This is a genomic window from Streptomyces subrutilus (assembly GCF_001746425.1).
GTDB classification, from domain to species: Bacteria; Actinomycetota; Actinomycetes; order Streptomycetales; family Streptomycetaceae; genus Streptomyces; species Streptomyces subrutilus_A.
This window is the reverse complement of sequence record NZ_MEHK01000001.1, coordinates 5,092,120-5,115,753: the sequence shown is the minus strand read 5'-3', so window position 1 is coordinate 5,115,753 and position 23,634 is coordinate 5,092,120. Positions and strand designations below refer to the sequence as shown.

Below are 23,634 nucleotides of genomic sequence, written 5' to 3'. Positions count from 1 at the left end.
GTCCAGCCCCGCCCGCGGTTTTCGGCCGCTACTCCGAAACCGTGACCACCGCGTCCGCCGCGCCCGGCAGGGGCTTGTCGCCCGGTGCCTGGTCGGGGGCGTTCTCGGGGTGGTGGCAGGCCACCTGGTGGCCGGTCTTCAGGGCCAGCAGCGGCGGCTCCTGCGTGGTGCAGATCTGCGTCGCCTTCCAGCACCGCGTGTGGAAGCGGCAGCCGCTCGGCGGGGAGATCGGCGAGGGCACGTCGCCCTTGAGGAGGATGCGGCCGCTCTTGACCCCGCGCCGCCGCGGGTCCGGCACCGGCACCGCGGACATCAGCGCCGTGGTGTACGGGTGCATGGGCGCCCTGTACAGCGACTTGTTGTCCGCCAGCTCGACGATCTTGCCGAGGTACATCACCGCGATCCGGTCCGACACGTGCCGGATGACCGAGAGGTCGTGCGCGATGATCACGTAGGTGAGGCCCAGCTCCTGCTGGAGGTCGTCCAGCAGGTTGACCACCTGCGCCTGGATGGAGACGTCGAGCGCCGAGACGGGCTCGTCCGCCACGACCAGCTTCGGCTTCAGCGCCAGGGCCCGGGCGATGCCGATGCGCTGGCGCTGGCCGCCCGAGAACTCGTGCGGGTAGCGGTTGTAGTGCTCGGGGTTGAGGCCGACGAGGGACAGCAGCCGCTGCACCTCCGCCTTGAGGCCGCCCTCCGGCTCCACACCCTGGAGCTTGAAGGGCGCGCTGACGATCGTGCCCACCGTGTGCCGGGGGTTCAGCGAGCCGTACGGGTCCTGGAAGATCATCTGGATGTCGCGGCGCATGGGCCGCATCCCGGCGACGCCGAGGTGCGTGATGTCCTTGCCCTCGAACTCGACGGTGCCGCCGGTCGGTTCGAGCAGCCGGGTGATCAGCCGGCCCATCGTCGACTTGCCGCAGCCGGACTCGCCGACGACGCCCAGGGTCTCACCGCGGCGGACGTCGAAGTCGATGCCGTCGACGGCCTTGACCGCGCCCGCCTGCCGGCGCAGCAGCCCCTTGGTGATGGGGAAGTGCTTGGTCAGGCCGGAGACCTTGAGCAGCACCTCGGGAGCGGGAGCGTCGGGAGAGTCCGTGGCCTGCTCGGGAATGACGGCCGGATCCGTCTTCTTGATGTCGGTCACAGCTTCGGCGCAATCTCTTCGGTCCAGATCCGGGTCCGCTCCTCCTGCGACATGTGGCAGGCGGACCAGTGGCGGGTGCCGTCTTCCTCGACCAGCTCCGGCCGCACCGTGCGGGTCACGTTGTCCTTGGGTACGTCGGCGTACGGGCAGCGCGGGTTGAAAGCACAGCCGCTCGGGATGTTGATGAGGCTGGGCGGCGAGCCCTTGACCGGGATGAGGCGCTCGGTCTGTTCCCGGTCGATGCGCGGCATCGAGCCCAGCAGGCCCCAGGTGTAGGGGTGCCGGGGCTCGTAGAAGACCTTCTCGGCCGTGCCGCGCTCGACGCACCGGCCGCCGTACATCACGAGGAGTTCGTCGGCCATCTCGGCGACCACGCCGAGGTCGTGCGTGATCATGATGACCGCGGAGCCGAACTCCTGCTGGAGGTCGCGGATGAGGTCGAGGATCTGCGCCTGGACGGTGACGTCCAGGGCGGTCGTCGGCTCGTCCGCGATGAGCAGCTCGGGGTTGTTGACCAGCGCCATCGCGATCATGGCACGCTGGCGCATGCCGCCGGAGAACTCGTGCGGGTAGCTGTCGACCCGCTTGTGCGGCTCGGGGATGCCCACGCGGTCCAGGAGTTCGACGGCGCGGGTGCGCGCGGCCTTCTTGTCGACCTTGTTGTGGACCCGGTAGGCCTCGGCGATCTGCTTGCCGATGGTGAAGTAGGGGTGCATCGCGGACAGCGGGTCCTGGAAGATCATCGCGATCTCCCGGCCCCGCAGCTTGCGCACCTCGTCCTCGTCGGCGGAGAGCAGCTCCTTGCCGTCCAGCCAGATCTCGCCGGAGATCCGGGCCCGCTGGCGGCCGTACTGGCCCACGCGGTGCAGGCCCATGATGCCGAGCGAGGTGACCGACTTGCCGGAGCCGGACTCGCCCACGATGCCCAGGGTCTTGCCCTTCTCCAGCGTGAAGGAGAGCCCGTCGACCGACTTGACCAAGCCGTCCTCGGTCGGGAAGTGCACCTTGAGGTCGCGGACCTCGAGGAAGGCGGTGGGAGGCCGGGTGCCGGCGACGGGCTCGTTCAGGGCACCGGTCTTGGTGAGATCGGTCATGACAGCCTCACTCGGGGGTCGATCACCGCGTACATGAGGTCGACGATGAGGTTCGCGGCGACGACGAAGAACGCGGAGATCAGGGTGATGCCCAGGATGACCGGCAGGTCGTGGTCGTTGATGGCGCGGACCGCGTTGTAGCCGAGGCCGTGCAGCGAGAAGGTGGACTCGGTCAGCACCGCGCCGCCCATCAGGGCGCCGAGGTCCAGGCCGAGGACGGTCAGGATCGGCGTCATCGTGGAGCGCATGGCGTGCTTGCCGATGACGACGGGTTCGGTCAGGCCCTTGGCCCGGGCGGTGCGGATGTAGTCCTCGTTGAGGACTTCGAGCATGGTCGCTCGGGTGAGCCGTGCGTACATCGCCGCGTAGAGGAAGGCGAGCGAGACCCACGGCAGGATCATGCCGTTGAACCACGTGCCCGGATCGTCGGCGAACGTCGCCGCGGGACGCCCGAACCAGCCGAGCTGGTCGGAGAAGAAGGCGATGAAGAGCATGCCCGTGAAGTAGATGGGCAGGGAGACGCCGGCGAGGGCGACGCCCATGGCCGAACGGTCGAGCATCGTACCGCGCTTGAGGGCGGAGATGACGCCGGTGGCGACACCGCCGATGACCCAGATCACGACGGCGCCGGCGGCGAGCGACAGGGTGACCGGCAGCCAGTCGAGCAGCAGCGGCCACACCTCCTGCTCGGTCTTGAAGGAGTAGCCGAAGCAGGGCGCGGCGCATTGCGTGACGTCGGAGCCGTTGGCGTACGTGCGACCCGCCACCAGCCCGACGACGAACTTGCCGAACTGGACGAGGATCGGGTCGTCGAGACCCATCTTCTGCCGGATGCCCTCGATGGCGGCGGGGTCGGACTGCTTACCGACGAAGTAGAGCGCCGGATCCGTTCCGATCATCTTCGGGAAGAGGAAGAAGATTCCGAAGGTCACCAGCGAGATGACCAACAGCATGACGATGACGGCGAAGATCCGTCGGAGGAGATATGCAAGCACTGCGCTCGGCCTGGCTGCGGCCCGGGGGCGCCCCCTTCTGGAGAGCGCCCCCAGGCCGAAACCGCGGCCATCACCTGCCCTTCGTGCCTAGCGGGTGTGGCACTGGAACACTGGAACTGGACTGCCCGGCTGACTGCCCGGCTGACTGCCTGACGGACGAACCGTTACTTCAAGACACCGAGCGACGCGTAGTCGTACCGGCCGTTGTAGGCGTCGGTGGTGTAGGCGTTCGTCAGACGGCTCGAACGCCAGGTGATCGTCTTGTCGTAGACGAAGGGCAGGTAGACCGCGGCCTCGGAGACCTTCTGGTTCATCTGCTTGTAGATCTCGCCGGCCTTGTTCGGGTCGGTCTCCGCGATGGCCTGGTCGAAGAGGCTGTTGATCGCCGGGTCGTTCAGCTCGGAGAAGTTGTTGTTGCCGCTCTGGCGGATGAAGCGGCCGTCGACCAGCGGCTGGGAGAAGCCCTGACCGGTCGGGAAGTCGGCGCCCCAACCCATGATGATGATGCCGTAGCCCTTCTCCTTGACGACCTTCGGCGAACCGATGACGCCGGAGGTCTGGGCGCCGTCGAACTGGTCGACGTCGGCCTCGATGCCGACCTGCTTCAGGGCGTTCTGCAGGGAGACGGCCGTGGCGACCTCGACCGGCTTGTTGTTGCGGACCGCGATGGTGGTCTTGAAGCCGGACTCCTTGCCGCAGGCCTTGAGGGCTTCCTTGGCCTTCTCGACGTTCGGCTTGCCGTCGTTCTTCAGGACCTCGAACGGGTCGTACTTGGCGTCGGAGCCCTTGATGCCCAGCGGGAGCATGTTGGGGGCGATGTCGCCACCGGCCTGCGGGCCGCCGCGGGCGGTCTGCAGGGACTTCTTGTCGGCCGCGTAGATGACGGCCTTGCGGCACTCGATGTTGTCGAACGGCGCGACGGTCTGCGGCATGACGGCGTAGCGGATGAAGCCCGTCTGGCCGTTGTCCAGGTTGTCCTTGTGGTCCTTCAGCGCGGTGGCGCGGGCCGCCTGGCCGATGCCGGTCGCGTTGAGGTCCAGGTCGAACTCGCCGTTCATCAGGCGCTTGTCCATGTCGTCCGCGTTCGCCATGAACGTGACCGAGATGGTGTCCGGCAGCGCCTTGCGGATGGTGTCGGACTCGGGCTTGTAGTTCTCGTTGCGCGAGAGCTTCATGCTCTTGTTGGGCTCGTACGAGTCGATCTTGTACGGGCCGCTGGAGAAGGGCTTCAGGCCGTACTTGGCGGCGGTGTCCTTCTCCTGCTTGACCGGGCTGGCCGCCGGCATGGCCAGCATCTGCTCGAAGTCGCCGTTGGCCTTCGGGAGCTTGAAGATGATGGTCTTCGCGTCCGGGGTCTCGATCTGCTTGAGGCCGAGCTTGTCCGGGCTGGTGTCCTTGTACGGGCCCGGGTACTCGAGCTTCGGGTCGAGGACCTCCTGCAGGTAGACCGGGCCGCCCGAGATGACGTCCTGGGCCCAGGTGCGCTGGATGCCGTACTTGATGTCCTGGGCGGTGACGGGGGTGCCGTCCTCCCAGGTCACGTTGTCCTTGAGGGTGTACTTGTACGTCTTGCCCTCGTCGCTGATCTCGGCCTTGGCGGTCGCGAGGTCGGGGACGAGCTCCGTGCTCTCGGGGCCGGGACCCGGCTTGAAGCTGACCAGCTGGCGCGTGTAGTAGCGGGAGAAGTCCCACATGAAGCCGTAGTAGCCGCGCTGCGGGTCCCACGAGTCGGCTTCCTGGGTGCCGACGAACTTGAGCTCGCCGCCCTTCTTGTCGGACGGGTTGGCGATCTTGCCGATGCCGGCGTTGAAGCCGCCGCCGGCCGCGGCCTTCTCGTCCTTCTTCTCGTTTCCGCCACAGGCGGTCGCGGTCAGCATGACCGCGAGCACGACGGCTGTGCCAGCGGCAAGCCTGCGCTTCGACGTGCGATGGGTAGTCACGATGCTCGCAACCTCCGTTGTAGTTACGGTACGTACGGCTCGAAGCCGGTTCCTGGTGTGCCCTGCGGTGGCTAGCGGGAGCCCTTCGGGTCGAGGGCGTCGCGGACGCCGTCGCCGAAGAGGTTGAAGGCCAGCACGGTGATGAAGATCGCCACGCCGGGGAAGATCATGAAGAGCGGATCGTCCTCGTAGGTGCGCACGGCCGTGGAGAGGGTCTCTCCCCAGGACGGCGTGGGCGGCTTGACGCCGACGCCGAGGAAGCTGAGGGCGGCCTCGGTCAGCACGTTGGTGGGGATCATCAGCGTCGAGTAGACGGTGATGGGCGCCACCAGGTTCGGGAGCAGTTCGCGGAAGAGGATGTACATGCGGCCCGCGCCGAGGCTGCGCGCGGCCTCGACGTACTCGCGCTCGCGCAGCGACAGGGTCTGTCCGCGCACGATGCGGCCGATGTAGGGCCAGCCGAAGAACCCGATGACCAGCACCAGTACGGCGATCCTCAGGCCCGATCCCTCGAAGCCCCACAGCTTGCCGGGGATGACGGAGATCAGCGCGATGATGAAGAGCAGTTGCGGGAAGGCCAGCAGCAGGTCCATCACGCGGCTGATCGCCGCGTCGATCCAGCCGCCGAAGTAGCCCGCGATGATGCCGAAGAAGGTGCCGAGCGTGACCGCGACGAAGGCGGACAGGAAGGCGACCAGGAGCGAGATCCGGGCGCCGTAGACGATCCGGCTGAAGACGTCGCGTCCGTTGACCGGCTCGACGCCCAGCAGGAAGTCGCTGCTGATCCCGCCCCAGTCGCCGGCCGGCAGGCCGAGCAGCGGGTCCAGCATGTCCTCGTGCAGCTCCTCCGGCGGGTGGCCGAAGGCCTTGACGATCAGCGGCGCGAAGAGCGCGACGAGGATCAGCAGGAGTACGACGACACCGCCGGCCAGGGCGACCTTGTCGCGCTTGAGGCGCAGCCAGGCGATCCTCCACGGCGAACGTCCCTCGATCGCCTTCAGGGGAACTCCGGGGGCGGCCACGGCTGCGGGCTCGGCCGCGGTGGTGTCGTGCAGTGGTGCCGTCATCGTGGTGGGGACCCCTCTCGGCCGACGGTGGCCGGCCCATGCCCGCCGCTGTGGCGGCTTGTTTCTTTCGGCGTCGCGTGATGGTGCGATTGGCGCGAAATGCGCCTGAAGTGCACGTGAAGGGCTGGTGGTTGTCAGATTGACCGGCCTTCGGTGGGGGGAGTCTTCAACGCCCTCTCAATCGGCCGCCAGACCTGCCGGGGATGTGATGCGCAACCGTGATCTGCACCGCCACCTTCCGTTATCCGAACCGCGCGCTCTGTTGAGCGGTGAAACACCGCCCGTTCGTGGCGGAACGGACATCCGACCCAACTACCGTTTCGGAAGCGGATCTTGGTCGTATTCGGTGGATATGCCGAAGGCCGCACCGAGGGGACCGGTGCGGCCTTCGAGATGGATGTCTCGGTATGCGGATGTCTGGAAATCAGGCGCTGTGCGGCCGGAATTCCGCTGTCAGTACGCGGGCGCCTGTCCCTCGCGGTCGTAGAAGGGGCGGGTCTGCGCACGCAGCCACATCGCCACCGGGTCGTGCTCGTCGGCCAGCGCGACGGTGCACACCGGGACGCCCTCGGGGACCACGCCGACCGACTGGCGCATCATCTCCCGTACGGATTCCAGCGCGGGCGCGGAGGCGTCGTACAGGTCGAGCCCGACCGCCAGGTACGGGGACCCGAGCGCGGGCTGCACCCAGGCGCGGCGCAGCGACCGGACGGCCGGGGTGCGGTGCGCGTGCTGGGTCAGCAGCCCGTAGAACTGCGGGAGCTCCAGGGAGGGCTCGGACAGCCGCAGCGGCCCGGCCGGCATCCGGTCCAGGCCGGTCGCGATCCGGCGCAGGTCGGCCCACGGCACGCCGAGTCCGCCGCCCTGGGCGTGCGGGTTGAGCCACAGGCCCCAGCGGTCCGGGTAGAGCGCGCGGGCGATGTCCCGCCCGGTGACCACCTCGTAGCCCCGGTTCCAGCCGCTGGCGGCCAGTTCCTGCGGGGAGGTCACGCACGGCGCGTAGCCGAGGCTCTCGACCTCCATGCCGCCGTACTGGGCGTCGGGGCTACCCGGCTGCCCCTGCCACAGCAGCATCCACACGCGGCCCTCCGCGAGGGCGTGCAGAAGCGACTCGTAGCTCTCATAGCGCCCGGGAGTCACCTGGCGCAGCATGTGCTCGACCTGCCCGGTCGCGGCCGTGCCTGACACACTCACCCGGTACCCCTCTTCGTCCGCCCGTCGTCCACGCGTACCCCAGCTTAAGCGGCCCTACGGAAGGTAGAAGGGGCGTACGCGCTCACGAATCCAGTCCGTGACCGGGTCCTGCACGGCGTCGAGCAGGATCAACTGCACCGGCCAGGGCGCGGGAACGCGGGTCAGGGCCCGGCCGAGGGCCTCCATCGGGGCGCCGCGCGTCTCGGGCTCCCATCCCACCAGGCGGACACCGATGAACAGCTCCGGCTCCCCGCCCTCGACGCTGGCGAGGCAGCGGTGCGCGGCGGCGACCACACCGGTGGAGCGGAACTCCTCGGCGGCGGCGGCCAGGAAGTCCACCGGGTCCTCCTGCCAGTCGGGCTCGTAGAGCCGGACGCGACCACCGGTGGCCTGCCCGTCGAGCGGGGTCCGCCCGGTGCGGCACAGCTCCGCGACGGCGGGCGGGGGCAGGGGGACGCCGACGGCGCCCTCGGGGTTGAGGGCGATGCCGAGCTGCGGGGGCAGGCCTCGGGCGAACTGGACGGCGGGGGCCACGGCGAAGTCCATGCCGGGGCCGACGCAGGAGCGGAACTGGGCCTCGGAACTGTAGACGGGGACGTACGCCGCTCCGCCGATGTCCATGGTGGGCAGGTCGAGGTTCGCGGCGTCCGGCGAGCCGCCGCCGGGCAGGGGCACCCAGACCGGGCTGCGCCCCAGCACCTCCAGGATCCGGCCCCCGGCGTCCGGCTGCCCGAGCGCCGCGCCGAGCACCTGCTCCAGCTCGTTGCCCGGCCAGCCGGTGCCGTTGCCGCTGACGCTGCCTTGCATGTGCCCGTTGCCTCCGTCTTTGGTCCGCCGCGTGTCGAGGCGACATTATCGGTGCGGCCTGCCCGCCGGGGCTCCGCCCCGCACCCCGCTGCTCAAACGCCGGAGGGGCTGGATCCGCCCGGCCTAGGGGTGGAAGGTGATGCGGGAGACGGCGGCGGCCGACGGGCGGTCCAGGAGGGTGATGGAGGCGCAGCCGGCCGGCGGCCGGCCGGCCTCGGCCTCGCGCAGCAGCCGCGCCACCGCGCCCCGGTGACGGGCGAAGGCGTACGCCGACACCCGGCGCCCCCGCGCCGCCTGCCCGGCCAGCGCCTCCTGGGGGCTGCTGTCCAGGAGCAGCAGGTGCAGCGCCCGGCCCCGGCGGCGCGCGACGGCCGCGAGCAGGCCCCGTACCCAGGCCTGGGTACCGCAGTCGTGCACGACCACCGAGGCTCCGGAGCGCAGGATCCGCCACAGCCCCCAGTAGTGCGCGGCCCGCACCAGCGGCCGGTACGCCCCGTACGGCAGCCCCGCGGGCATCCGCCGCTCCCAGCGCTCGCGGGTGTCCTGGGAGTCGATCGCGCCGCCCTCGGCGGCCGCCCTCTTGATCAGCGTGCTCTTGCCCCCGCCCGGCAGGCCGGACACCACCACGATGTCGCCGGCGGCGAAGCCGAGCCGGCGCGCCCCCCGCGCCCCGGCCCCGCGCAGGTCCCGTACCCGGCCGGCGCCCGTACCGGCGCCCGTGCCCGCGCACGCCGCGGCGCCGCCGCCGCGCTGCACCGGCACCGCGTCCACGGTTCCCACAGCCGCCACTACTCCGAATCGCCGCACAGTGTTCGCCTCCCCCGAATCGGGTCACCAGGACCCTTTCCCACTGAGTGTAAAGAGACGGTAATCCGGGAGCACCGGTTCCGTTCGGGCCTTCCGCCCCCCGTACGAACTTTCGGGGCCCCACGCCCGATCACCGCAAGGGCGTGCAATGATGTGCGCCATCTGGACCAACTGCATACCGGCCGCTTGAATCCGCGCGGGAGAGTCCCGGCACGCCGCGAGGCCGTGCACGGGCGCCGAAGGAGCAAGAACCTCCCTTGAATCTCTCAGGCCCCGTACCGCGTGGATGAGGCAGATCTGAAAAGCGAGCCGTCCGACGGACGGCTCCACCCAAGGTGCAAGCCGACGGTCCCCGGCAGCGGGGGCACTCTCGGCGAACCTCTCAGGTTCCGATGACAGATGGGGAGGACCCTCCTCGTCATGTCATGCCCTGGGACTCGGGAGCCACACCCATGAGCAACGCCCCCCGTCTGACCGCACTCGATGCGCTGCACCGCTCGCTCGGTGCGACCATGACCGACTTCGCGGGCTGGGACATGCCCCTGCGGTACGGCAGCGAGCGCGACGAGCACAACGCCGTACGCACCAAGGCCGGCCTGTTCGATCTGTCCCACATGGGCGAGATCACCCTCACCGGCCCGGAGGCCGTCAAGGTCCTGGACTACGCGCTGGTCGGCAACATCTCCACCGTCGGCGTCGGCCGCGCCCGCTACACGCACATCTGCCAGGAGGACGGCGGGATCCTCGACGACCTGATCGTCTACCGCCTCGGCGAGACCGAGTTCATGGTCGTCGCCAACGCCTCCAACGCCCAGGTGGTGCTGGACGCCCTGACGGAGCGCGCCGCCGGCTTCGACGCCGAGGTCCGCGACGACCGCGACGCGTACGCGCTGATCGCCGTGCAGGGCCCGCAGTCCCCCGGCATCCTGGCATCCCTCACCGACGCCGACCTGGACGGACTCAAGTACTACGCCGGCCTGCCGGGCACGGTGGCCGGGGTTCCCGCGCTCATCGCCCGTACGGGCTACACCGGCGAGGACGGCTTCGAGCTGTTCGTCGCCCCCGAGCACGCCGTGGAGCTGTGGCAGGCGCTGACCAAGGCGGGCGAGGGCGTCGGCCTGGTCCCGGCCGGCCTGTCCTGCCGCGACACCCTGCGCCTGGAGGCGGGCATGCCGCTGTACGGGCACGAGCTGACCACCTCGCTGACCCCGTTCGACGCGGGGCTGGGGCGGGTCGTGAAGTTCGAGAAGGAGGGGGACTTCGTGGGCCGCGCCGCGCTGGAGGCCGCCGCCGAGCGCGCCGCGACGAACCCGCCGCGCAAGCTGGTCGGCCTGGTCGCCGAGGGCCGCCGCGTCCCGCGCGCCGGCTTCTCCGTGGTGGTCGGCGGCCAGGTCGTCGGCGAGGTCACCTCGGGCGCCCCGTCGCCCACGCTGGGCAAGCCGATCGCGATGGCGTACGTCGACGCGGCCCACGCCGCGCCCGGCACCTCCGGCGTCGGCGTGGACATTCGCGGTACGCATGAGCCGTACGAGGTCGTGGCCCTGCCGTTCTACAAGCGGCAGAAGTAGCCCCGTACGGCACTGCGCAGTACCGGCCGTCTCAGTACCCAAGACCGCTGTTCGTATCCACTCCCCCGCATCCAGGAGAATCAGGTCATGAGCAACCCCCAGCAGCTGCGTTACAGCAAGGAGCACGAGTGGCTGTCGGACGCCGAGGGCGGCGTCGCGACGGTCGGCATCACGGAGTTCGCGGCCAACGCGCTCGGTGACGTCGTCTACGCCCAGCTTCCCGAGGTCGGCGACACGGTGACCGCGGGCGAGACCTGCGGCGAGCTGGAGTCGACCAAGTCGGTCAGCGACCTGTACTCCCCCGTCTCCGGCGAGGTCGTCGAGTCCAACCAGGACGTCGTCGACAACCCGGCGCTCGTGAACACGGACCCGTTCGAGGGCGGCTGGCTGTTCAAGGTGCGCGTCGCGCAGGAGCCGGGCGACCTGCTCTCCGCCGACGAGTACGCCAAGCTCACCGCCGGTAACTGACCCAGGGGATCCTGATGTCCGTACTGAACACCCCTCTCCACGAACTCGACCCCGACGTCGCCGCCGCCGTCGACGCCGAGCTCGTGCGCCAGCAGTCGACCCTGGAAATGATCGCGTCGGAGAACTTCGCTCCGGTCGCCGTCATGGAGGCCCAGGGCTCGGTCCTGACCAACAAGTACGCCGAGGGCTACCCCGGCCGCCGCTACTACGGCGGCTGCGAGCACGTCGACGTGGTCGAGCAGATCGCGATCGACCGCGTCAAGGCGCTGTTCGGCGCCGAGGCCGCGAACGTCCAGCCGCACTCCGGTGCGCAGGCGAACGCCGCCGCGATGTTCGCCCTGCTGAAGCCGGGCGACACGATCATGGGCCTGAACCTGGCCCACGGCGGTCACCTGACCCACGGCATGAAGATCAACTTCTCCGGCAAGCTCTACAACGTGGTCCCGTACCACGTCGACGAGTCGGGCCAGGTCGACATGGCCGAGGTCGAGCGCCTCGCCAAGGAGTCCAAGCCGCAGCTGATCGTCGCGGGCTGGTCCGCCTACCCGCGCCAGCTGGACTTCGCCGCCTTCCGCCGCATCGCGGACGAGGTCGGCGCGTACCTGATGGTCGACATGGCGCACTTCGCCGGCCTGGTCGCCGCGGGCCTGCACCCGAACCCGGTGCCGCACGCCCACGTCGTCACCACCACCACGCACAAGACCCTCGGCGGTCCGCGCGGCGGTGTCATCCTGTCGACGCAGGAGCTGGCCAAGAAGATCAACTCCGCGGTCTTCCCCGGCCAGCAGGGCGGTCCGCTCGAGCACGTGATCGCCGCCAAGGCGGTCTCCTTCAAGGTCGCGGCCTCGGAGGACTTCAAGGAGCGCCAGGTGCGCACCCTGGAGGGCGCGAAGATCATCGCCGAGCGCCTGGTGCAGCCGGACGTCACCGAGGTCGGCGTGTCCGTCCTCTCCGGCGGCACGGACGTCCACCTGGTCCTGGTCGACCTGCGCAACTCCGAGCTCGACGGCCAGCAGGCCGAGGACCGGCTCCACGAGATCGGCATCACGGTCAACCGGAACGCCATCCCGAACGACCCGCGTCCGCCGATGGTCACCTCGGGCCTGCGCATCGGCACGCCGGCGCTGGCCACCCGCGGGTTCGGCGCCGAGGACTTCACGGAGGTCGCGGAGATCATCGCGGCCGCGCTGAAGCCCGCGTACGACAGCGAGTCGCTCAAGGCCCGCGTCTCCGCGCTCGCCGCGAAGTTCCCGCTGTACCCGTCGCTCTAGCCGCGGGCTCGGAAGGGCCCGGCCTTGTTCTGCACAGGGTCGGGCCCTTTTCATGACCAGAGCCCCAGGCGCATGCGGCCCCTTGCCACTGAATCCTTCAAGAAGCGGCACACGGGTTCCGGATGAAGGAATCACCGCATCCCCCGATCCCCGGCGGCCTGGACGCTACGGCTCCCTCTCGCACGGCCCGGTCCGATCGTCTTCTTCCTCGGCGCCCTGTCCGCGCAGCAGGACGCGCCGGCTGCGGAGCGTGAGCTGACACCCGCCTGACCCGTCTGCGTAATCCACACCACCTCGTCCGGCAGCCGAACCGTTCATTTCACCGCGATAAGCTCGTCTGCCGGACAAAATCCGAACAATCGCCTCTCCCGCCCCCTCCCACCCCACGAGCAGACAAGGGAGTCCGCCAGTGGCCATCTCCGTCTTCGACCTCTTCTCCATCGGCATCGGCCCGTCCTCCTCCCACACGGTCGGACCGATGCGCGCCGCGCGCATGTTCGTGACGCGCCTGAAGAAGGACGGTGTGCTCGCCCAGACGGCCTCCGTGCGGGCCGAGCTGTTCGGCTCCCTCGGCGCGACCGGCCACGGCCACGGCACCCCCAAGGCGGTACTGCTCGGCCTGGAGGGCCACTCCCCGCGCACGGTCGACGTGGGGACCGCGGACGACGAGGTGGAGCGCATCCGCAAGAGCGGCCGGCTGCGGCTGCTCGGCGCGGAGATAGGCGATGGCCACGAGATCGCCTTCGACGAGCCGAACCAGCTGATCCTGCACCGCCGGCGCTCGCTGCCGTACCACGCGAACGGCATGACGCTCTTCGCGTACGACGCGGCCGGCGCCCCGCTGCTGGAGAAGACGTACTACTCGGTCGGCGGCGGTTTCGTCGTGGACGAGGACGCCGTCGGCGAGGACCGGATCAAGCTCGACGACACCGTACTGAAGTACCCCTTCCGCTCCGGCGACGAGATGCTGCGCCTGGCCAACGAGACGGGCCTGTCGATCTCCTCGCTGATGCTGGAGAACGAGAAGGCCTGGCGCACCGAGGACGAGATCCGCGAGGGGCTGCTGGAGATCTGGCGCGTCATGCAGTCCTGCGTCGCCCGCGGCCTGTCCCGCGAGGGCATCCTCCCGGGCGGCCTGCGGGTCAAGCGCCGGGCCGCCTCCACGGCGCGCCAGCTGCGCACCGAGGGCGACCCGATGATGCACCGCAGCGAGTGGACGACTATCTACGCGATGGCCGTCAACGAGGAGAACGCGGCGGGCGGCCGGGTCGTGACCGCCCCGACCAACGGCGCGGCGGGCGTGCTGCCGGCGGTCCTGCACTACTACATGAACTTCGTGCCGGGCGCGGACGAGGACGGCGTGGTCCGCTTCCTCCTCGCGGCGGGCGCGATCGGCATGCTGTTCAAGGAGAACGCCTCGATCTCCGGCGCCGAGGTCGGCTGCCAGGGCGAGGTCGGCTCGGCCTGCTCGATGGCGGCCGGCGCCCTCGCGGAGGTCCTGGGCGGCACCCCGGAGCAGGTCGAGAACGCGGCCGAGATCGGCATGGAGCACAACCTGGGCCTGACCTGCGACCCGGTCGGCGGCCTGGTCCAGATCCCGTGCATCGAGCGCAACGGCATGGCGGCGGTCAAGGCCGTGACCGCGGCGAAGATGGCGATGCGCGGCGACGGCAGCCACAAGGTCTCCCTCGACAAGGTCATCAAGACCATGAAGGAGACCGGCGCCGACATGAAGGTCAAGTACAAGGAGACCGCCCGCGGCGGCCTCGCGGTCAACGTCATCGAGTGCTGACCCGCGGCGGCTGAGCCGCGGCGGCGCGGTCACGGCGGCTGAGCCGCGGCGGCGCGATGACGGCGGCGCGATCACGGCGGGAGCCACCGCGGCCGGGTCACGGCGGCCGGCTGCCGCGCCCGCCGCACCGCACGGGGCCCGGCGCGCGTCACCTGCGCGCCGGGCCCTTCGCGCTATCCCCGCAGGGCCTTGAGCGAGGCCTTGGCGAAGTCCGCCACCGAGGCGTCGAACGCCCCCAGGCTCTCGGGGGTGGGCAGCGTGCGCGCGTCGGCCGTGACGGTGATGTCGATCATCAGGTTGCTGTCCCGCAGCCGCAGCTCGCGCACCTGGCGGCGGTCGTCCGACTTGTTGAAGCCGAACCGGTAGGCCTCCTTGCCGACGCCCGGGACCTCGGTGAAGCCGCCGGCCGGCACGCCCTTCCGCGTGTTCTCCCGGCTCCTGGCGAACACGTCCTTCGCGAAGTCGACGCTCTCGGTGTAGGCGAGGTCCAGCTCGACCTTCACGTTCCCGTACTTGGCCGGGCCGGTCTCGACGAGCGGCTGGACGCACTGGACGCCGGGGGCGCCCTGGCCGGCCCGCTTGTTCCGGTCCGCGGCCTCCTCCCGCGCGCCCAGCGGGTCGGCGAGCTCCCCGTACGGAAGGACGTTGCAGATCTCGTCGGTGGCCTTCCACCGGTAGCCGCCCTCGCCCTCCTGCGCGACCTCACGGTCCGCGTCGCCTCCGCAGGCGGTGGCTGCCAGGACGAGGGCCACGGCGAGCACCGCGTGGCGGGTCATGCGAGGAAGACGGCGCATCATCCGGTTCTCTCCTGTCGGGCGGGGCCGGTTCACCCAACCAGCCTGCCAGCAAAGGATGTTGCGCACGGGCGGAAAACCGGACCGGAACCGGAACTGTGGGATCCATCGCGGCGTCTTAGGCTGTGCCAGCAGTCCCCGTCACTCGAGAATCGAGGGGACATCATGATCCACCCACGCCTCCGGCAGCTCGTGGCCCTGGCATCCGGCGCTCTGCTCGCCGCCTGCCTCTCCTTCGCCGCTCCTGCCTCGGCCGCCACTCCGTCCGCCGCCACCGCATCCGCCACCCAGACCCAGACCCCGCTCGTCGTCAATGCCCGCTGGGCCGGGCACGCCACGTACGACCGGATCGTCATCGACCTGCAGGGGTACGTCCCCGGGGCGACCGTCACTCCCGTCGCGCAGCTGATCTACGACGGTTCCGGCCAGCCCGTGCCGCTCGCCGGGAAGCACTTCCTGGAGATCCGCCTCAATCCCGCCGCCGCGCACGACGACGCGGGCAACAACGTCTACCGCGGCCCGAAGCTGCAGAAGATCGGGCTCACGAAGCTCAAGGGCATCGCCATGACCGGCGACTACGAGGGGTACGTCACCTTCGGAGCCGCCTTCGACACGGTGCCGTACTACCGCGTCTACACCCTGCACTCACCCGAGCGGCTCGTCGTGGACGTCTCCCACGCGACGCAGTGAGCTGACAGGCCGGGTCCCGGGCATCGCTCCAGCGGTGCCCGGGACCGGTTCGGAACGGCGCGATGGGCGGGGCGGGTCCGCGCGCCGCCGTGCCGGAACCGGGAACTCCCCTGCCCGGCAGGCCCGTTGACATGGACGTGCCGGCGCAGTCGCCCCGGGTGGCCGACAAGCGGAATCCGGACACCTCGTGGCCCGTTCGAGACGGGTTGTTACCGGCCCGCGCGGACGACTAGGGTCAGCGGGCCTTGGTGTTCGGGAAACCGGTGTGAAACCGGTGCGGCCCTCGCCACTGTGATCGGGGAAGTCCGGCTCCACTCTCCCCCTGCCTCCGTCGGGGGGACCCCAGCGGGAAGCCACTGGGACACCGTGCGGGATACCGCACGGCCCCGGGAAGGCGGAGCCCGGGCATCATCACCCGTGAGCCAGGAGACCGGCCGGGGCGCGTTGTCCATCCACGAGGTGCTGGAGAGGTCTCCCCACTCATGCATATTGCCGAGGGGTTCCTACCCCCGTTGCACGCGGTCGCCTGGGGCGCCGCGTCCGCCCCCTTCGTCGTCCACGGCGTCCGGGCCCTCACCCGCGAGGTGAAGGCCAATCCCGAGAGCACGCTCCTGCTCGGTGCGTCCGGAGCGTTCACTTTCGTCCTTTCCGCCCTGAAGATTCCCTCGGTGACGGGAAGTTGCTCCCACCCCACCGGTACGGGGCTCGGGGCCATCCTGTTCAGGCCGCCGATCATGGCGGTGCTCGGCACGATCACCCTGCTCTTCCAGGCGCTGCTCCTCGCGCACGGCGGGCTCACCACGCTCGGCGCCAACGTCTTCTCGATGGCGGTCGCCGGGCCGTGGGCGGGCTACGCCGTCTACCGCCTGCTGCGGAAGTTCGACCTGCCGCTGATGGTGGCGGTGTTCTTCGGCGCGTTCTTCGCCGACCTGGTCACCTACTGCGTGACCTCCGTCCAGCTGGCGCTGGCCTTCCCCGACGCGGCGACCGGGTTCACCGGCGCGCTGGTGAAGTTCGCGGAGATCTTCGCCCTCACCCAGATCCCCCTCGCGGTCAGCGAGGGCCTGCTGACCGTGCTCGTGATGCGCCTGCTGATGCAGTCCAGCAAGTCGGACCTGATCCGGCTCGGCGTCGCCAAGCTCACCGGATCCGAGAAGCAGCGGGAGGCGGCGGTCTGATGACCAGGAACGCGAAGATCAACACCCTGCTGCTGCTCCTGGTGGCGGCGCTGGCCGTCCTCCCCCTCGCACTGGGGCTGGGAGACGGCAAGGAGGAGCCGTTCGCGGGCGCCGACGCGCAGGCTGAGGCGGCCATCACCGAGCTGCGGCCCGACTACGAGCCGTGGTTCTCGCCGCTGTACGAGCCGCCCTCCGCGGAGGTCGAGTCGGCGCTGTTCGCCCTCCAGGCGGCACTGGGCGCGGGCGTGCTCGCGTACTACTTCGGGGTCCGCAAGGGCCGCCGCCAGGGCGCCGCGGCCGTGGCGGCCGCGACGCCCGCCGAGACTCCCGCCACGGAGTCGTAGGCGGTGCTGCCGATCGACGCGGCGGCGCACAGCAGCCGCTGGCGCCATCGCCACCCGCTGGAGAAGGCACTGCTGGGGATCGGACTGACGGTCACCGCGGTGTGCCTTCCCCCCTGGCCCGGCGGTCCGCTGGTCGGGGCGGCCACCCTGTGCGTGCTGCTCGGCCCCGCCGGGGTGGCCGGGCGGCAGCTGTGGCGGGCCTTTCGGATCCCGCTCGGCTTCTGCTTCACCGGGGCGCTGCCGCTGCTGGTCGCGGTGGGCGGGCCGACCGGGTTCGTCTCGCTGGCCCCGGACGGCCCCCGGCAGGCCGCCGAGCTGCTGCTGCGCACCTCGGCGGCCTCGCTCGGCGTGCTCCTGTTCGCCTTCACCACCCCGGTCTCGGACGTGCTGCCGCGGCTGGTGCGGGCGGGGGTGCCGGCCCCGGTCGTGGACGTGGCCCTGGTCATGTACCGGATCGGGTTCCTGCTGCTCGACTCCCTCGCCCGGATCCGCCAGGCCCAGGCGGCCCGCCTGGGCACCACCGGCCGGGCGGCGGCGTGGCGTTCGGCGGCCGGCCTCGCCGCGACCTCGTTCGTACGGGCCTTCGACCGCGCGGCGCGGCTCCAGGCGGGCCTCGCCGGGCGGGGCTACGACGGCGCGCTGCGGGTGCTGGTCCCCGAGTCCTCGCTGTCCTGGCGGTTCCTGGCCTGGTCCGGCGCGCTGCTGGCCGGGCTGGTCGCCGTGACCCTCGCACTGAAGGAGCTGTACCTGTGAGGCCGTTGGTGGAACTGGTGGGCGCGGGGTACGCGTACGAGGACGGCCCCGCCGTGCTGTCCGGGGTGGACTTCGGGATCGCCGAGGGCCGGGCGCTGGTCCTGCTCGGCCGCAACGGCAGCGGCAAGACCACGCTGATGCGGCTACTGAGCGGCGGCCTGAAGCCCGGCCCGGGCGCGCTGCACCTCGACGGCAGGGCGGTGGCGCACGACCGGGCGGGGCTGACCCGGCTGCGCACGGCGGTCCAGCTGGTCGTGCAGGACCCGGACGACCAGCTGTTCGCGGCCTCGGTGGAACAGGACGTCTCCTTCGGGCCGATGAACCTGGGCCTGCCGGTCGCGGAGGTTCGCGAGCGGGTCGATTCCGCCCTCGCCGCGCTGGACATCACGGCGCTGCGGGACCGCCCGACGCACCTGCTCTCGTACGGGCAGCGCAAGCGGGCGGCCATCGCGGGGGCGGTGGCGATGGCTCCGCGCGTGCTGATCCTGGACGAGCCGACGGCGGGTCTGGACCCGGACGGCCAGGAACGGCTGCTGGAGGTCCTGGCGGGCCTGCGCGCCTCGGGGACCACCGTGGTGATGGCCACGCACGACGTGGACCTGGCCGTGCGGTGGGCCGACGACGCGGCGGTGCTGACCCCGTCCGGCATCCGCGTGGGGCCGGCCCAGGAGCTGCTGTCCGATCCGGCGCTGCTGGCCGGGGCGGGCCTGCGCCAGGCCTGGTCCCCGGCGGTGACGGCCCTGCTGCGCGCCCACGGCCTGCTGGCCGCCGGACTCCCGGGCCCGCGCACCCCGGAGGCCCTGTCCGACTGGCGGTAGCCGCCGCGGCGGCGGGCCTCCCTAGGATGGCGTCATGTCGCTCCCGCACGCCATCCTCACCGCCCTGCTCGAGAAGCCCTCGTCCGGGCTGGAGCTGACCCGGCGGTTCGACAAGTCGATCGGGTACTTCTGGTCGGCGACCCACCAGCAGATCTACCGCGAGCTCGGCAGGCTGGAGGAGTCCGGTCTGATCCGGGAGCTGCCGAGCGAGGTGCCCGTGCGGGGGCAGAAGAAGGAGTACGAGGTCCTGGCGGCGGGCGGCGCGGAACTGGCGCGCTGGGTCGGCGAGAGCCAGGACCCCAAGCCGATGCGCGATCCGCTGCTGTTGCGCATCCGGGCGGCGGGCGTGGTCGGGCCGCAGGGGCTCGGACCCGAGCTGCGGCGCCATCTGGAGCTGCACCGGCGCCAGCTGGCGCAGTACGAGGCGATCGAGGAGAAGGACTTCCCGCCGGAGCGCGACGCCGTGGAGGACCGGCTGCGCCGCCTGGTCCTGCACGGCGGGATCGCCCTGGAGACGTTCTGGCTGCACTGGCTCGAGGAGGCACTGGGCGAGGTCGAGGACATGGCCGCCGACGGGCCCGGCTCCGGGGCATGACCGCGCCCCCGTCCCGGCGGGCGGAACGGGGGCGGCGCGGAGCCTACTTGTTGAGGGCGGCCCAGAACTCGTCGAAGCTCAGCAGGCCGTCGCCGTTGGCGTCCTTGGCCGCGAGCACCGCGTCCGCGACGGCGCCGGTGACGTAGGCGTCACCCATGGCCTTCATGGCCGCGCTGTACTCGTCGGCCGTGATGAAGCCGTCACCGTTCACGTCGAACTTGTCGAACGTCGCCCGCGCGCTCTCGATGCTCGCCACTGGGTCCACCCCTTCTTGGTGCTTGTTGACCGGCTCAGGGTAGCCGCCCCGCGCCCCGGCCCCCGCTCCGGGCCCTGGTCGAGCGGCCGGGCGCACCGGGCACGGCGGTGCCCCGGGAGCCGGGCGGGCTCCCGGGGCACCGCCGCGTCCGCGCCACGCCTCCCCGCTACCGGAAGATGCCGGTGTGGCCCAGCGAGTAGCGGCCGGGCTGCGGGTACACGGCGAGGCCGTGCGGGCCGCCGCCGACGGGGATCCGGGCGATCTGCTTGCCGGTGACCGTGTCGATGGCGTAGACCTCGGAGTTGTAGCGTCCCGACAGCCACAGCACCTTGCCGTCGGCGGAGACGCCGCCCATGTCCGGGCTGCCGCCGTCGGGCAGCGTCCACTTCTTGGTGAGCTTGTTCTGCGGGAAGTCGAAGACCGAGACCGTCCCCTCCCCGCGGTTGGAGACGTACATCTCCTTGGAGTCGCGGCTCACGTACAGGCCGTGACAGCCCTTCCCGGTCGGCAGCAGCTTCGGCACCTCGAACTTGTCGCCGCTGAGCACCCACATGCCGTGGGCCATCATGTCCGCGATGTAGAAGGTCTTCCCGTCCGGGGAGACCTTGACGTCCTGGGGCATGGCGCCCTCGAACGGCAGCTTCTGCTGGCCGATGACCTCCATCTTCTCGGTGTCGACCTTGAGGAGTTCGCCGGAGAACTCGCAGCTCACGATGAAGTAGCGGCCGTCGGCGGAGAAGTCCGCGTGGTTGACGCCGTAACAGCTCACCGGGACGGTCTTGACCCGGTCCATCGTGTGCGGGTCGCGGAAGACCAGCTCCTTGTCCATGGAGGCCATGACGATCGCGTACTTGCCGTTCGGCGTGAAGTACAGGTTGTACGGGTCGTGCACCTCGACGGGCTTTCCGGCCTCCCCGGTCGCCGGGTTGATCGGGGTGAGGGTGTGGCCGCGGTTGTTGTTGACCCACAGGGTCTTCATGTCCCAGGAGGGCACCACGTGCTGGGGCTGCACGCCGACGGGGATCGTGTCGATGACCTGGTAGGTGGCCGGGTCGATGACGGACACCGTGTTGGAGTTGGTGTTCGGCACGTAGACGCGGGAGGGGAAGTCCTTGACCACCGGGGAGAGCTTGTTCGGCCGGTCCGCCGCGTACACGTCGTTCGGATCGAGCAGCGGGGGCATTCCGGGCAGGCCCGGCGGGGCCGCCGGGACGGCCTTGGGGGGCTGGGCGGCACCCTTGGTGCCGAGCGCCTCGGCGGGTCCCTTGTCGGCCGATCCGCAGCCGGCCAGGGCGGCGAGGACCAGACCGGCCAGCAGCACGGCGGCCTTCCGGGGAAGGCAGGGGGTCTTCATGGCGTCAGCAGCTCCGTGGTGGTCACCGCGCGCAGCTTGCGGCGCGCGAGTTCTTCGAGGAGGGGCGGCATCGCGTCGACCGTGTCCGCGTAGCCGAAGTGCAGGCTCACCACCGATCCGGGCCGGATCGTCCCGGTGACGGTGCGGATGACGGCCGCGGCACCGGGCGAGGTGAAGTCGAGGGAGTCCACGTCGTAGGACAGGACGTGGGGGTAGCCGGCCCGCTGGGCCAGCTTCTGGACGAGCGGGGTCGCGAACTGCGTCTGGGAGGGGCGGAACCAGGTGCCGATGGAGCCGGTGAGCCGCTTGAGCCGCTGGGCGCAGCCGGTGATCTCGGCGTAGGCCTCGGCCTCGGGCAGGTCGTTGATCGCGAGGTGGCGCTGGGTGTGGTTGCCGAGTTCGTGGCCTCCGTCGAGGATCCTGCGGGCCAGGTCCGGGTGGGCGTCGAGCCAGCTGCCGATCGCCAGTACGGTCACCCGGGCGCCCGCCTTCTCGGCGGCGGCCAGCACCGCCCGGGCGATGGCGGGGTCCCCGTTGCCGTGGAAGGTCAGGGCGACCCGGGGGCGGTCGCGCGGGCCGTGGGCGATCTCGGCGGGTTGGCCGGCGTACCGGCGGGGGAGGGCCGCGGCCGGTGCGGCCGGCCGGGCCGGTCTGGCCGGAGCGGGGGGCGGGGCGACGGGCGGGGCGGCGGGCGGGGCGGCGGGGCCGCCCGGTCCGCAGGCGGCGGTGAGGCCGGCCACGGCGGCGCCGGCCGTGGCGAGACCGCCCGCGCGCAGGACCGCGCGGCGGCCTGGATGTGAGAGCACCTGCCCATTTAAGAGGCGGAAGGACCGTTAGGTAATGATTGACCCAATTTGGGCCGTTCGTCGAAGTCGCCCGATCGGGGGCCCGTCCGCTATGTGATCAACGATTCACACAGAGCGGTCGATAGTTATTCATTGAATACGAGGCGAGTGGCTCACCTCACCTAGGATTTAGCGCGAAACTATCACTATTTGCACACTTATGTCCGAGTGGGGACTTTTGGCGTTCGGGGCCGCGTCTGCCATAGTCGGAACCACGGCTTCCCATTGACCCGAGCGAAGCCTTCACGCCGAGCATCACACCCCCCATCGATCCTCGGCGCACCCATGAAGCCCCCGCACGCCCACCACGGCGACCAGGGGGCTTCAGGCGTTCTGGCGGTCGGCCACGCGCATCTCGAACCAGGTGATCTTCCCGCGCGGCAGCAGGTCGGCGCCCCAGCGGTCGGACAGCTTGTCGACGAGGAAGAGCCCCCGCCCGGTCGTGTCCAGCTCGTGGACCGGCATCAGGCAGGGCAGCCCGCGCGAGGGGTCGCGCACCTCCACCCGGATCCAGCCGCGCCGCCGGAGCATGCGTAAGCCGAAGGAGCGGGCCCCGGTGTGCCGGACCGCGTTGCCCACGAGTTCCGAGACCAACAGGACGGCGTGCTCGGAGATCTGCGGCGAGAGCCCCCAGAGCCGTATCACCACGCACTGGGTGAGCCTGCGGGCGGTACCGGCCGATTCCGGCATGGACGGCAGGGTCACTTCCGCCTCAGCCGGGTTCCCGTACAACTCCAGTGCCTTGAGGCCCTGTCCGTCCTCAAGTGCCGCCGTGAGCCGCACGGCCGAAGCGCTGCTGCGCTGCCGCGGCTGTTCCACACCCTCCAGGCCCGCCATGCACCCATCATGGAGGGCCGCCCTGCCCCTCCGGGCCGTTCCGCGGGAAAAGCCCCTGCGGGATCAACCATTCCGCAGGGGCTTCCTGTCATATGCGAAAGGCAAGCGGAGGCCGGGTACACCCCAACTGACCAGCGGTGACGCTGTGCTTGCGAGTGATCACCGCGAGTGGATCACCCCATCCGCTTAAGGCTCTCTTAAGGCCTGGCTAATCCACCCGCAGGGGTCACGCGAACTTCGCCTTGCCCGGCCCCTCTTCGACGAAGCTGCGCATGCCGGTCTCGCGGTCCTCGGTGGCGAACAGGCCCGCGAACCAGTTGCGTTCGATGGCGAGCCCGGTGTCGATGTCGGCTTCGAGCCCCGCGTCCACGCACTCCTTGGCGGCGCGCAGCGCGATCGCCGGACCCTGGGCCAGCCGGGCGGCCCAGGCCCGGGCCTGCTCGTACACCTCGGCCGCGGGGACCACCCGGTCGACGAGCCCCAGCGTGAGCGCCTCGTCGGCCTTGACCATGCGCCCGGTGAAGATGAGGTCCTTGGCCCTGGAGGGGCCGATGAGCCGGGACAGCCGCTGGGTGCCGCCGGCGCCCGGGATCAGACCGAGCAGGATCTCGGGCTGGCCGAGCTTCGCGTTGTCGGCGGCGATCCGGTAGTCGGCGCAGAGCGCGAGCTCGCAACCGCCGCCCAGCGCGTAGCCGGTGACGGCCGCGACGACGGGCTTGGGGATGCGGGCCACCGCGGTGAAGGAGTCCTGCAGTGCGCGGGACCGGGCGATCATCGCCGCGTGGTCCATCGCCTGCATCTCCTTGATGTCCGCGCCCGCCGCGAACACCTTCTCGCCGCCGTAGATGATCACCGCCCGCACGTCGGCCCGGTCGGTCGCCTCCACCGCGAGCTCGCGCAGCCGGTCCTGGGTGGCGATGTCCAGGGCGTTCATGGGCGGCCGGTCCAGGCGGATGGTGCCGACGCCTTCGGAGACTTCGAGAGACATGGTCATACGGGGAAGGTTAGCGGTGGTTAACG

At 70.7% G+C, this 23,634-nt stretch carries 24 protein-coding genes and 2 riboswitches; of the genes, 10 read left to right on the top strand and 14 right to left on the bottom strand.

Annotated features, from left to right (window positions below):
• Window positions 1-28 precede the first annotated feature (28 nt).
• From BGK67_RS24170 to BGK67_RS24135, 8 genes are all read right to left on the bottom strand, one after another.
• Window positions 29-1,147: an ABC transporter ATP-binding protein gene (locus BGK67_RS24170; RefSeq protein WP_432215475.1), complete on the bottom strand. Its 1,119-nt coding sequence runs from the start codon at window positions 1,145-1,147 to the stop codon at window positions 29-31.
• Window positions 1,144-2,241: an ABC transporter ATP-binding protein gene (locus tag BGK67_RS24165; RefSeq protein ID WP_069922048.1), complete on the bottom strand. Its 1,098-nt coding sequence runs from the start codon at window positions 2,239-2,241 to the stop codon at window positions 1,144-1,146. The genes BGK67_RS24170 and BGK67_RS24165 overlap by 4 nt, the downstream gene beginning before the upstream one ends.
• Window positions 2,238-3,236, bottom strand: coding sequence for an ABC transporter permease (locus BGK67_RS24160; protein WP_107488847.1), 999 nt, complete (start codon window positions 3,234-3,236; stop codon window positions 2,238-2,240). The genes BGK67_RS24165 and BGK67_RS24160 overlap by 4 nt, the downstream gene beginning before the upstream one ends.
• A 164-nt stretch (window positions 3,237-3,400) precedes the next feature.
• A complete protein-coding gene (locus BGK67_RS24155; protein WP_069922047.1) occupies window positions 3,401-5,176 on the bottom strand; it encodes an ABC transporter substrate-binding protein in 1,776 nt (591 codons plus the stop codon).
• Between the two features lie 71 nt (window positions 5,177-5,247).
• Window positions 5,248-6,243, bottom strand: a complete 996-nt coding sequence (locus BGK67_RS24150) for an ABC transporter permease (RefSeq protein WP_069922046.1) — start codon at window positions 6,241-6,243, stop codon at window positions 5,248-5,250.
• 453 nt (window positions 6,244-6,696) lie between these two features.
• Window positions 6,697-7,437: an enhanced serine sensitivity protein SseB C-terminal domain-containing protein gene (locus BGK67_RS24145; protein WP_069922045.1), complete on the bottom strand. Its 741-nt coding sequence runs from the start codon at window positions 7,435-7,437 to the stop codon at window positions 6,697-6,699.
• Window positions 7,438-7,491: 54 nt separating this feature from the next.
• The gene (locus BGK67_RS24140; RefSeq protein ID WP_069922044.1) at window positions 7,492-8,244 is read right to left on the bottom strand and encodes an enhanced serine sensitivity protein SseB; all 753 of its coding nucleotides are present in this window, start codon (window positions 8,242-8,244) and stop codon (window positions 7,492-7,494) included.
• 123 nt (window positions 8,245-8,367) lie between these two features.
• On the bottom strand, window positions 8,368-9,015 hold the full coding sequence (locus BGK67_RS24135; protein ID WP_079154654.1) for an AAA family ATPase: 648 nt from the start codon (window positions 9,013-9,015) through the stop codon (window positions 8,368-8,370).
• A 223-nt stretch (window positions 9,016-9,238) separates the two neighbouring features.
• Window positions 9,239-9,342: riboswitch (glycine riboswitch) on the top strand.
• 161 nt (window positions 9,343-9,503) lie between these two features.
• Here BGK67_RS24135 and gcvT point away from each other — a divergent pair.
• The 4 genes from gcvT to BGK67_RS24115 all read left to right on the top strand — a co-directional run bounded on the left by gcvT (window position 9,504) and on the right by BGK67_RS24115 (window position 14,150).
• Window positions 9,504-10,619 carry a glycine cleavage system aminomethyltransferase GcvT gene (gene gcvT, locus BGK67_RS24130; RefSeq protein WP_069922042.1) on the top strand — a complete coding sequence of 372 codons (1,116 nt, stop codon included), beginning with the start codon at window positions 9,504-9,506 and terminating at the stop codon, window positions 10,617-10,619.
• A gap of 87 nt (window positions 10,620-10,706) precedes the next feature.
• Window positions 10,707-11,087: a glycine cleavage system protein GcvH gene (gene gcvH / locus BGK67_RS24125; RefSeq protein ID WP_069922041.1), complete on the top strand. Its 381-nt coding sequence runs from the start codon at window positions 10,707-10,709 to the stop codon at window positions 11,085-11,087.
• Window positions 11,088-11,101: 14 nt separating this feature from the next.
• Window positions 11,102-12,358, top strand: coding sequence for a serine hydroxymethyltransferase (gene glyA / locus BGK67_RS24120; RefSeq protein ID WP_069922040.1), 1,257 nt, complete (start codon window positions 11,102-11,104; stop codon window positions 12,356-12,358).
• A gap of 409 nt (window positions 12,359-12,767) precedes the next feature.
• Window positions 12,768-14,150: an L-serine ammonia-lyase gene (locus BGK67_RS24115; protein WP_069922039.1), complete on the top strand. Its 1,383-nt coding sequence runs from the start codon at window positions 12,768-12,770 to the stop codon at window positions 14,148-14,150.
• 173 nt (window positions 14,151-14,323) lie between these two features.
• On the opposite strand, the gene BGK67_RS24110 is transcribed toward BGK67_RS24115, so the two are convergent.
• On the bottom strand, window positions 14,324-14,926 hold the full coding sequence (locus BGK67_RS24110) for a hypothetical protein (RefSeq protein ID WP_069922038.1): 603 nt from the start codon (window positions 14,924-14,926) through the stop codon (window positions 14,324-14,326).
• 186 nt (window positions 14,927-15,112) lie between these two features.
• Between BGK67_RS24110 and BGK67_RS24105 the strand changes: the two genes are divergently transcribed.
• The 6 genes from BGK67_RS24105 to BGK67_RS24080 all read left to right on the top strand — a co-directional run bounded on the left by BGK67_RS24105 (window position 15,113) and on the right by BGK67_RS24080 (window position 19,322).
• On the top strand, window positions 15,113-15,634 hold the full coding sequence (locus BGK67_RS24105) for an AMIN-like domain-containing (lipo)protein (protein WP_432215525.1): 522 nt from the start codon (window positions 15,113-15,115) through the stop codon (window positions 15,632-15,634).
• Window positions 15,635-15,863: 229 nt separating this feature from the next.
• Window positions 15,864-16,087: riboswitch (cobalamin riboswitch) on the top strand.
• A 29-nt stretch (window positions 16,088-16,116) separates the two neighbouring features.
• Window positions 16,117-16,812, top strand: a complete 696-nt coding sequence (locus tag BGK67_RS24100; protein WP_069922036.1) for an energy-coupling factor ABC transporter permease — start codon at window positions 16,117-16,119, stop codon at window positions 16,810-16,812.
• Complete coding sequence (locus tag BGK67_RS24095; RefSeq protein ID WP_069922035.1) at window positions 16,812-17,156, top strand: energy-coupling factor ABC transporter substrate-binding protein; 345 nt, start codon at window positions 16,812-16,814, stop codon at window positions 17,154-17,156. Before BGK67_RS24100 ends, BGK67_RS24095 begins: the two co-directional genes overlap by 1 nt.
• Window positions 17,157-17,159: 3 nt before the next feature.
• Window positions 17,160-17,909 (top strand): cobalt ECF transporter T component CbiQ, encoded by a 750-nt coding sequence (gene cbiQ / locus BGK67_RS24090; protein WP_069922034.1) that lies wholly within the window; start codon window positions 17,160-17,162, stop codon window positions 17,907-17,909.
• On the top strand, window positions 17,906-18,727 hold the full coding sequence (locus tag BGK67_RS24085; RefSeq protein WP_069922033.1) for an energy-coupling factor ABC transporter ATP-binding protein: 822 nt from the start codon (window positions 17,906-17,908) through the stop codon (window positions 18,725-18,727). The genes cbiQ and BGK67_RS24085 overlap by 4 nt, the downstream gene beginning before the upstream one ends.
• Window positions 18,728-18,761: 34 nt before the next feature.
• Entirely contained in the window at window positions 18,762-19,322 is a 561-nt protein-coding gene (locus BGK67_RS24080) for a PadR family transcriptional regulator (protein WP_069922032.1), read from the top strand.
• 43 nt (window positions 19,323-19,365) lie between these two features.
• On the opposite strand, the gene BGK67_RS24075 is transcribed toward BGK67_RS24080, so the two are convergent.
• The 5 genes from BGK67_RS24075 to BGK67_RS24055 all read right to left on the bottom strand — a co-directional run bounded on the left by BGK67_RS24075 (window position 19,366) and on the right by BGK67_RS24055 (window position 23,608).
• Window positions 19,366-19,578 (bottom strand): EF-hand domain-containing protein, encoded by a 213-nt coding sequence (locus BGK67_RS24075; RefSeq protein ID WP_069922031.1) that lies wholly within the window; start codon window positions 19,576-19,578, stop codon window positions 19,366-19,368.
• Window positions 19,579-19,744: 166 nt separating this feature from the next.
• Window positions 19,745-20,932 (bottom strand): YncE family protein, encoded by a 1,188-nt coding sequence (locus BGK67_RS24070; protein ID WP_069922030.1) that lies wholly within the window; start codon window positions 20,930-20,932, stop codon window positions 19,745-19,747.
• The gene (locus BGK67_RS24065; protein WP_069922029.1) at window positions 20,929-21,738 is read right to left on the bottom strand and encodes a polysaccharide deacetylase family protein; all 810 of its coding nucleotides are present in this window, start codon (window positions 21,736-21,738) and stop codon (window positions 20,929-20,931) included. Before BGK67_RS24065 ends, BGK67_RS24070 begins: the two co-directional genes overlap by 4 nt.
• Before the next feature lie 363 nt (window positions 21,739-22,101).
• The gene (locus BGK67_RS24060; RefSeq protein ID WP_069922028.1) at window positions 22,102-22,614 is read right to left on the bottom strand and encodes an ATP-binding protein; all 513 of its coding nucleotides are present in this window, start codon (window positions 22,612-22,614) and stop codon (window positions 22,102-22,104) included.
• A gap of 226 nt (window positions 22,615-22,840) precedes the next feature.
• Window positions 22,841-23,608, bottom strand: coding sequence for an enoyl-CoA hydratase/isomerase family protein (locus BGK67_RS24055; RefSeq protein ID WP_069922027.1), 768 nt, complete (start codon window positions 23,606-23,608; stop codon window positions 22,841-22,843).
• Window positions 23,609-23,634: the final 26 nt, after the last annotated feature.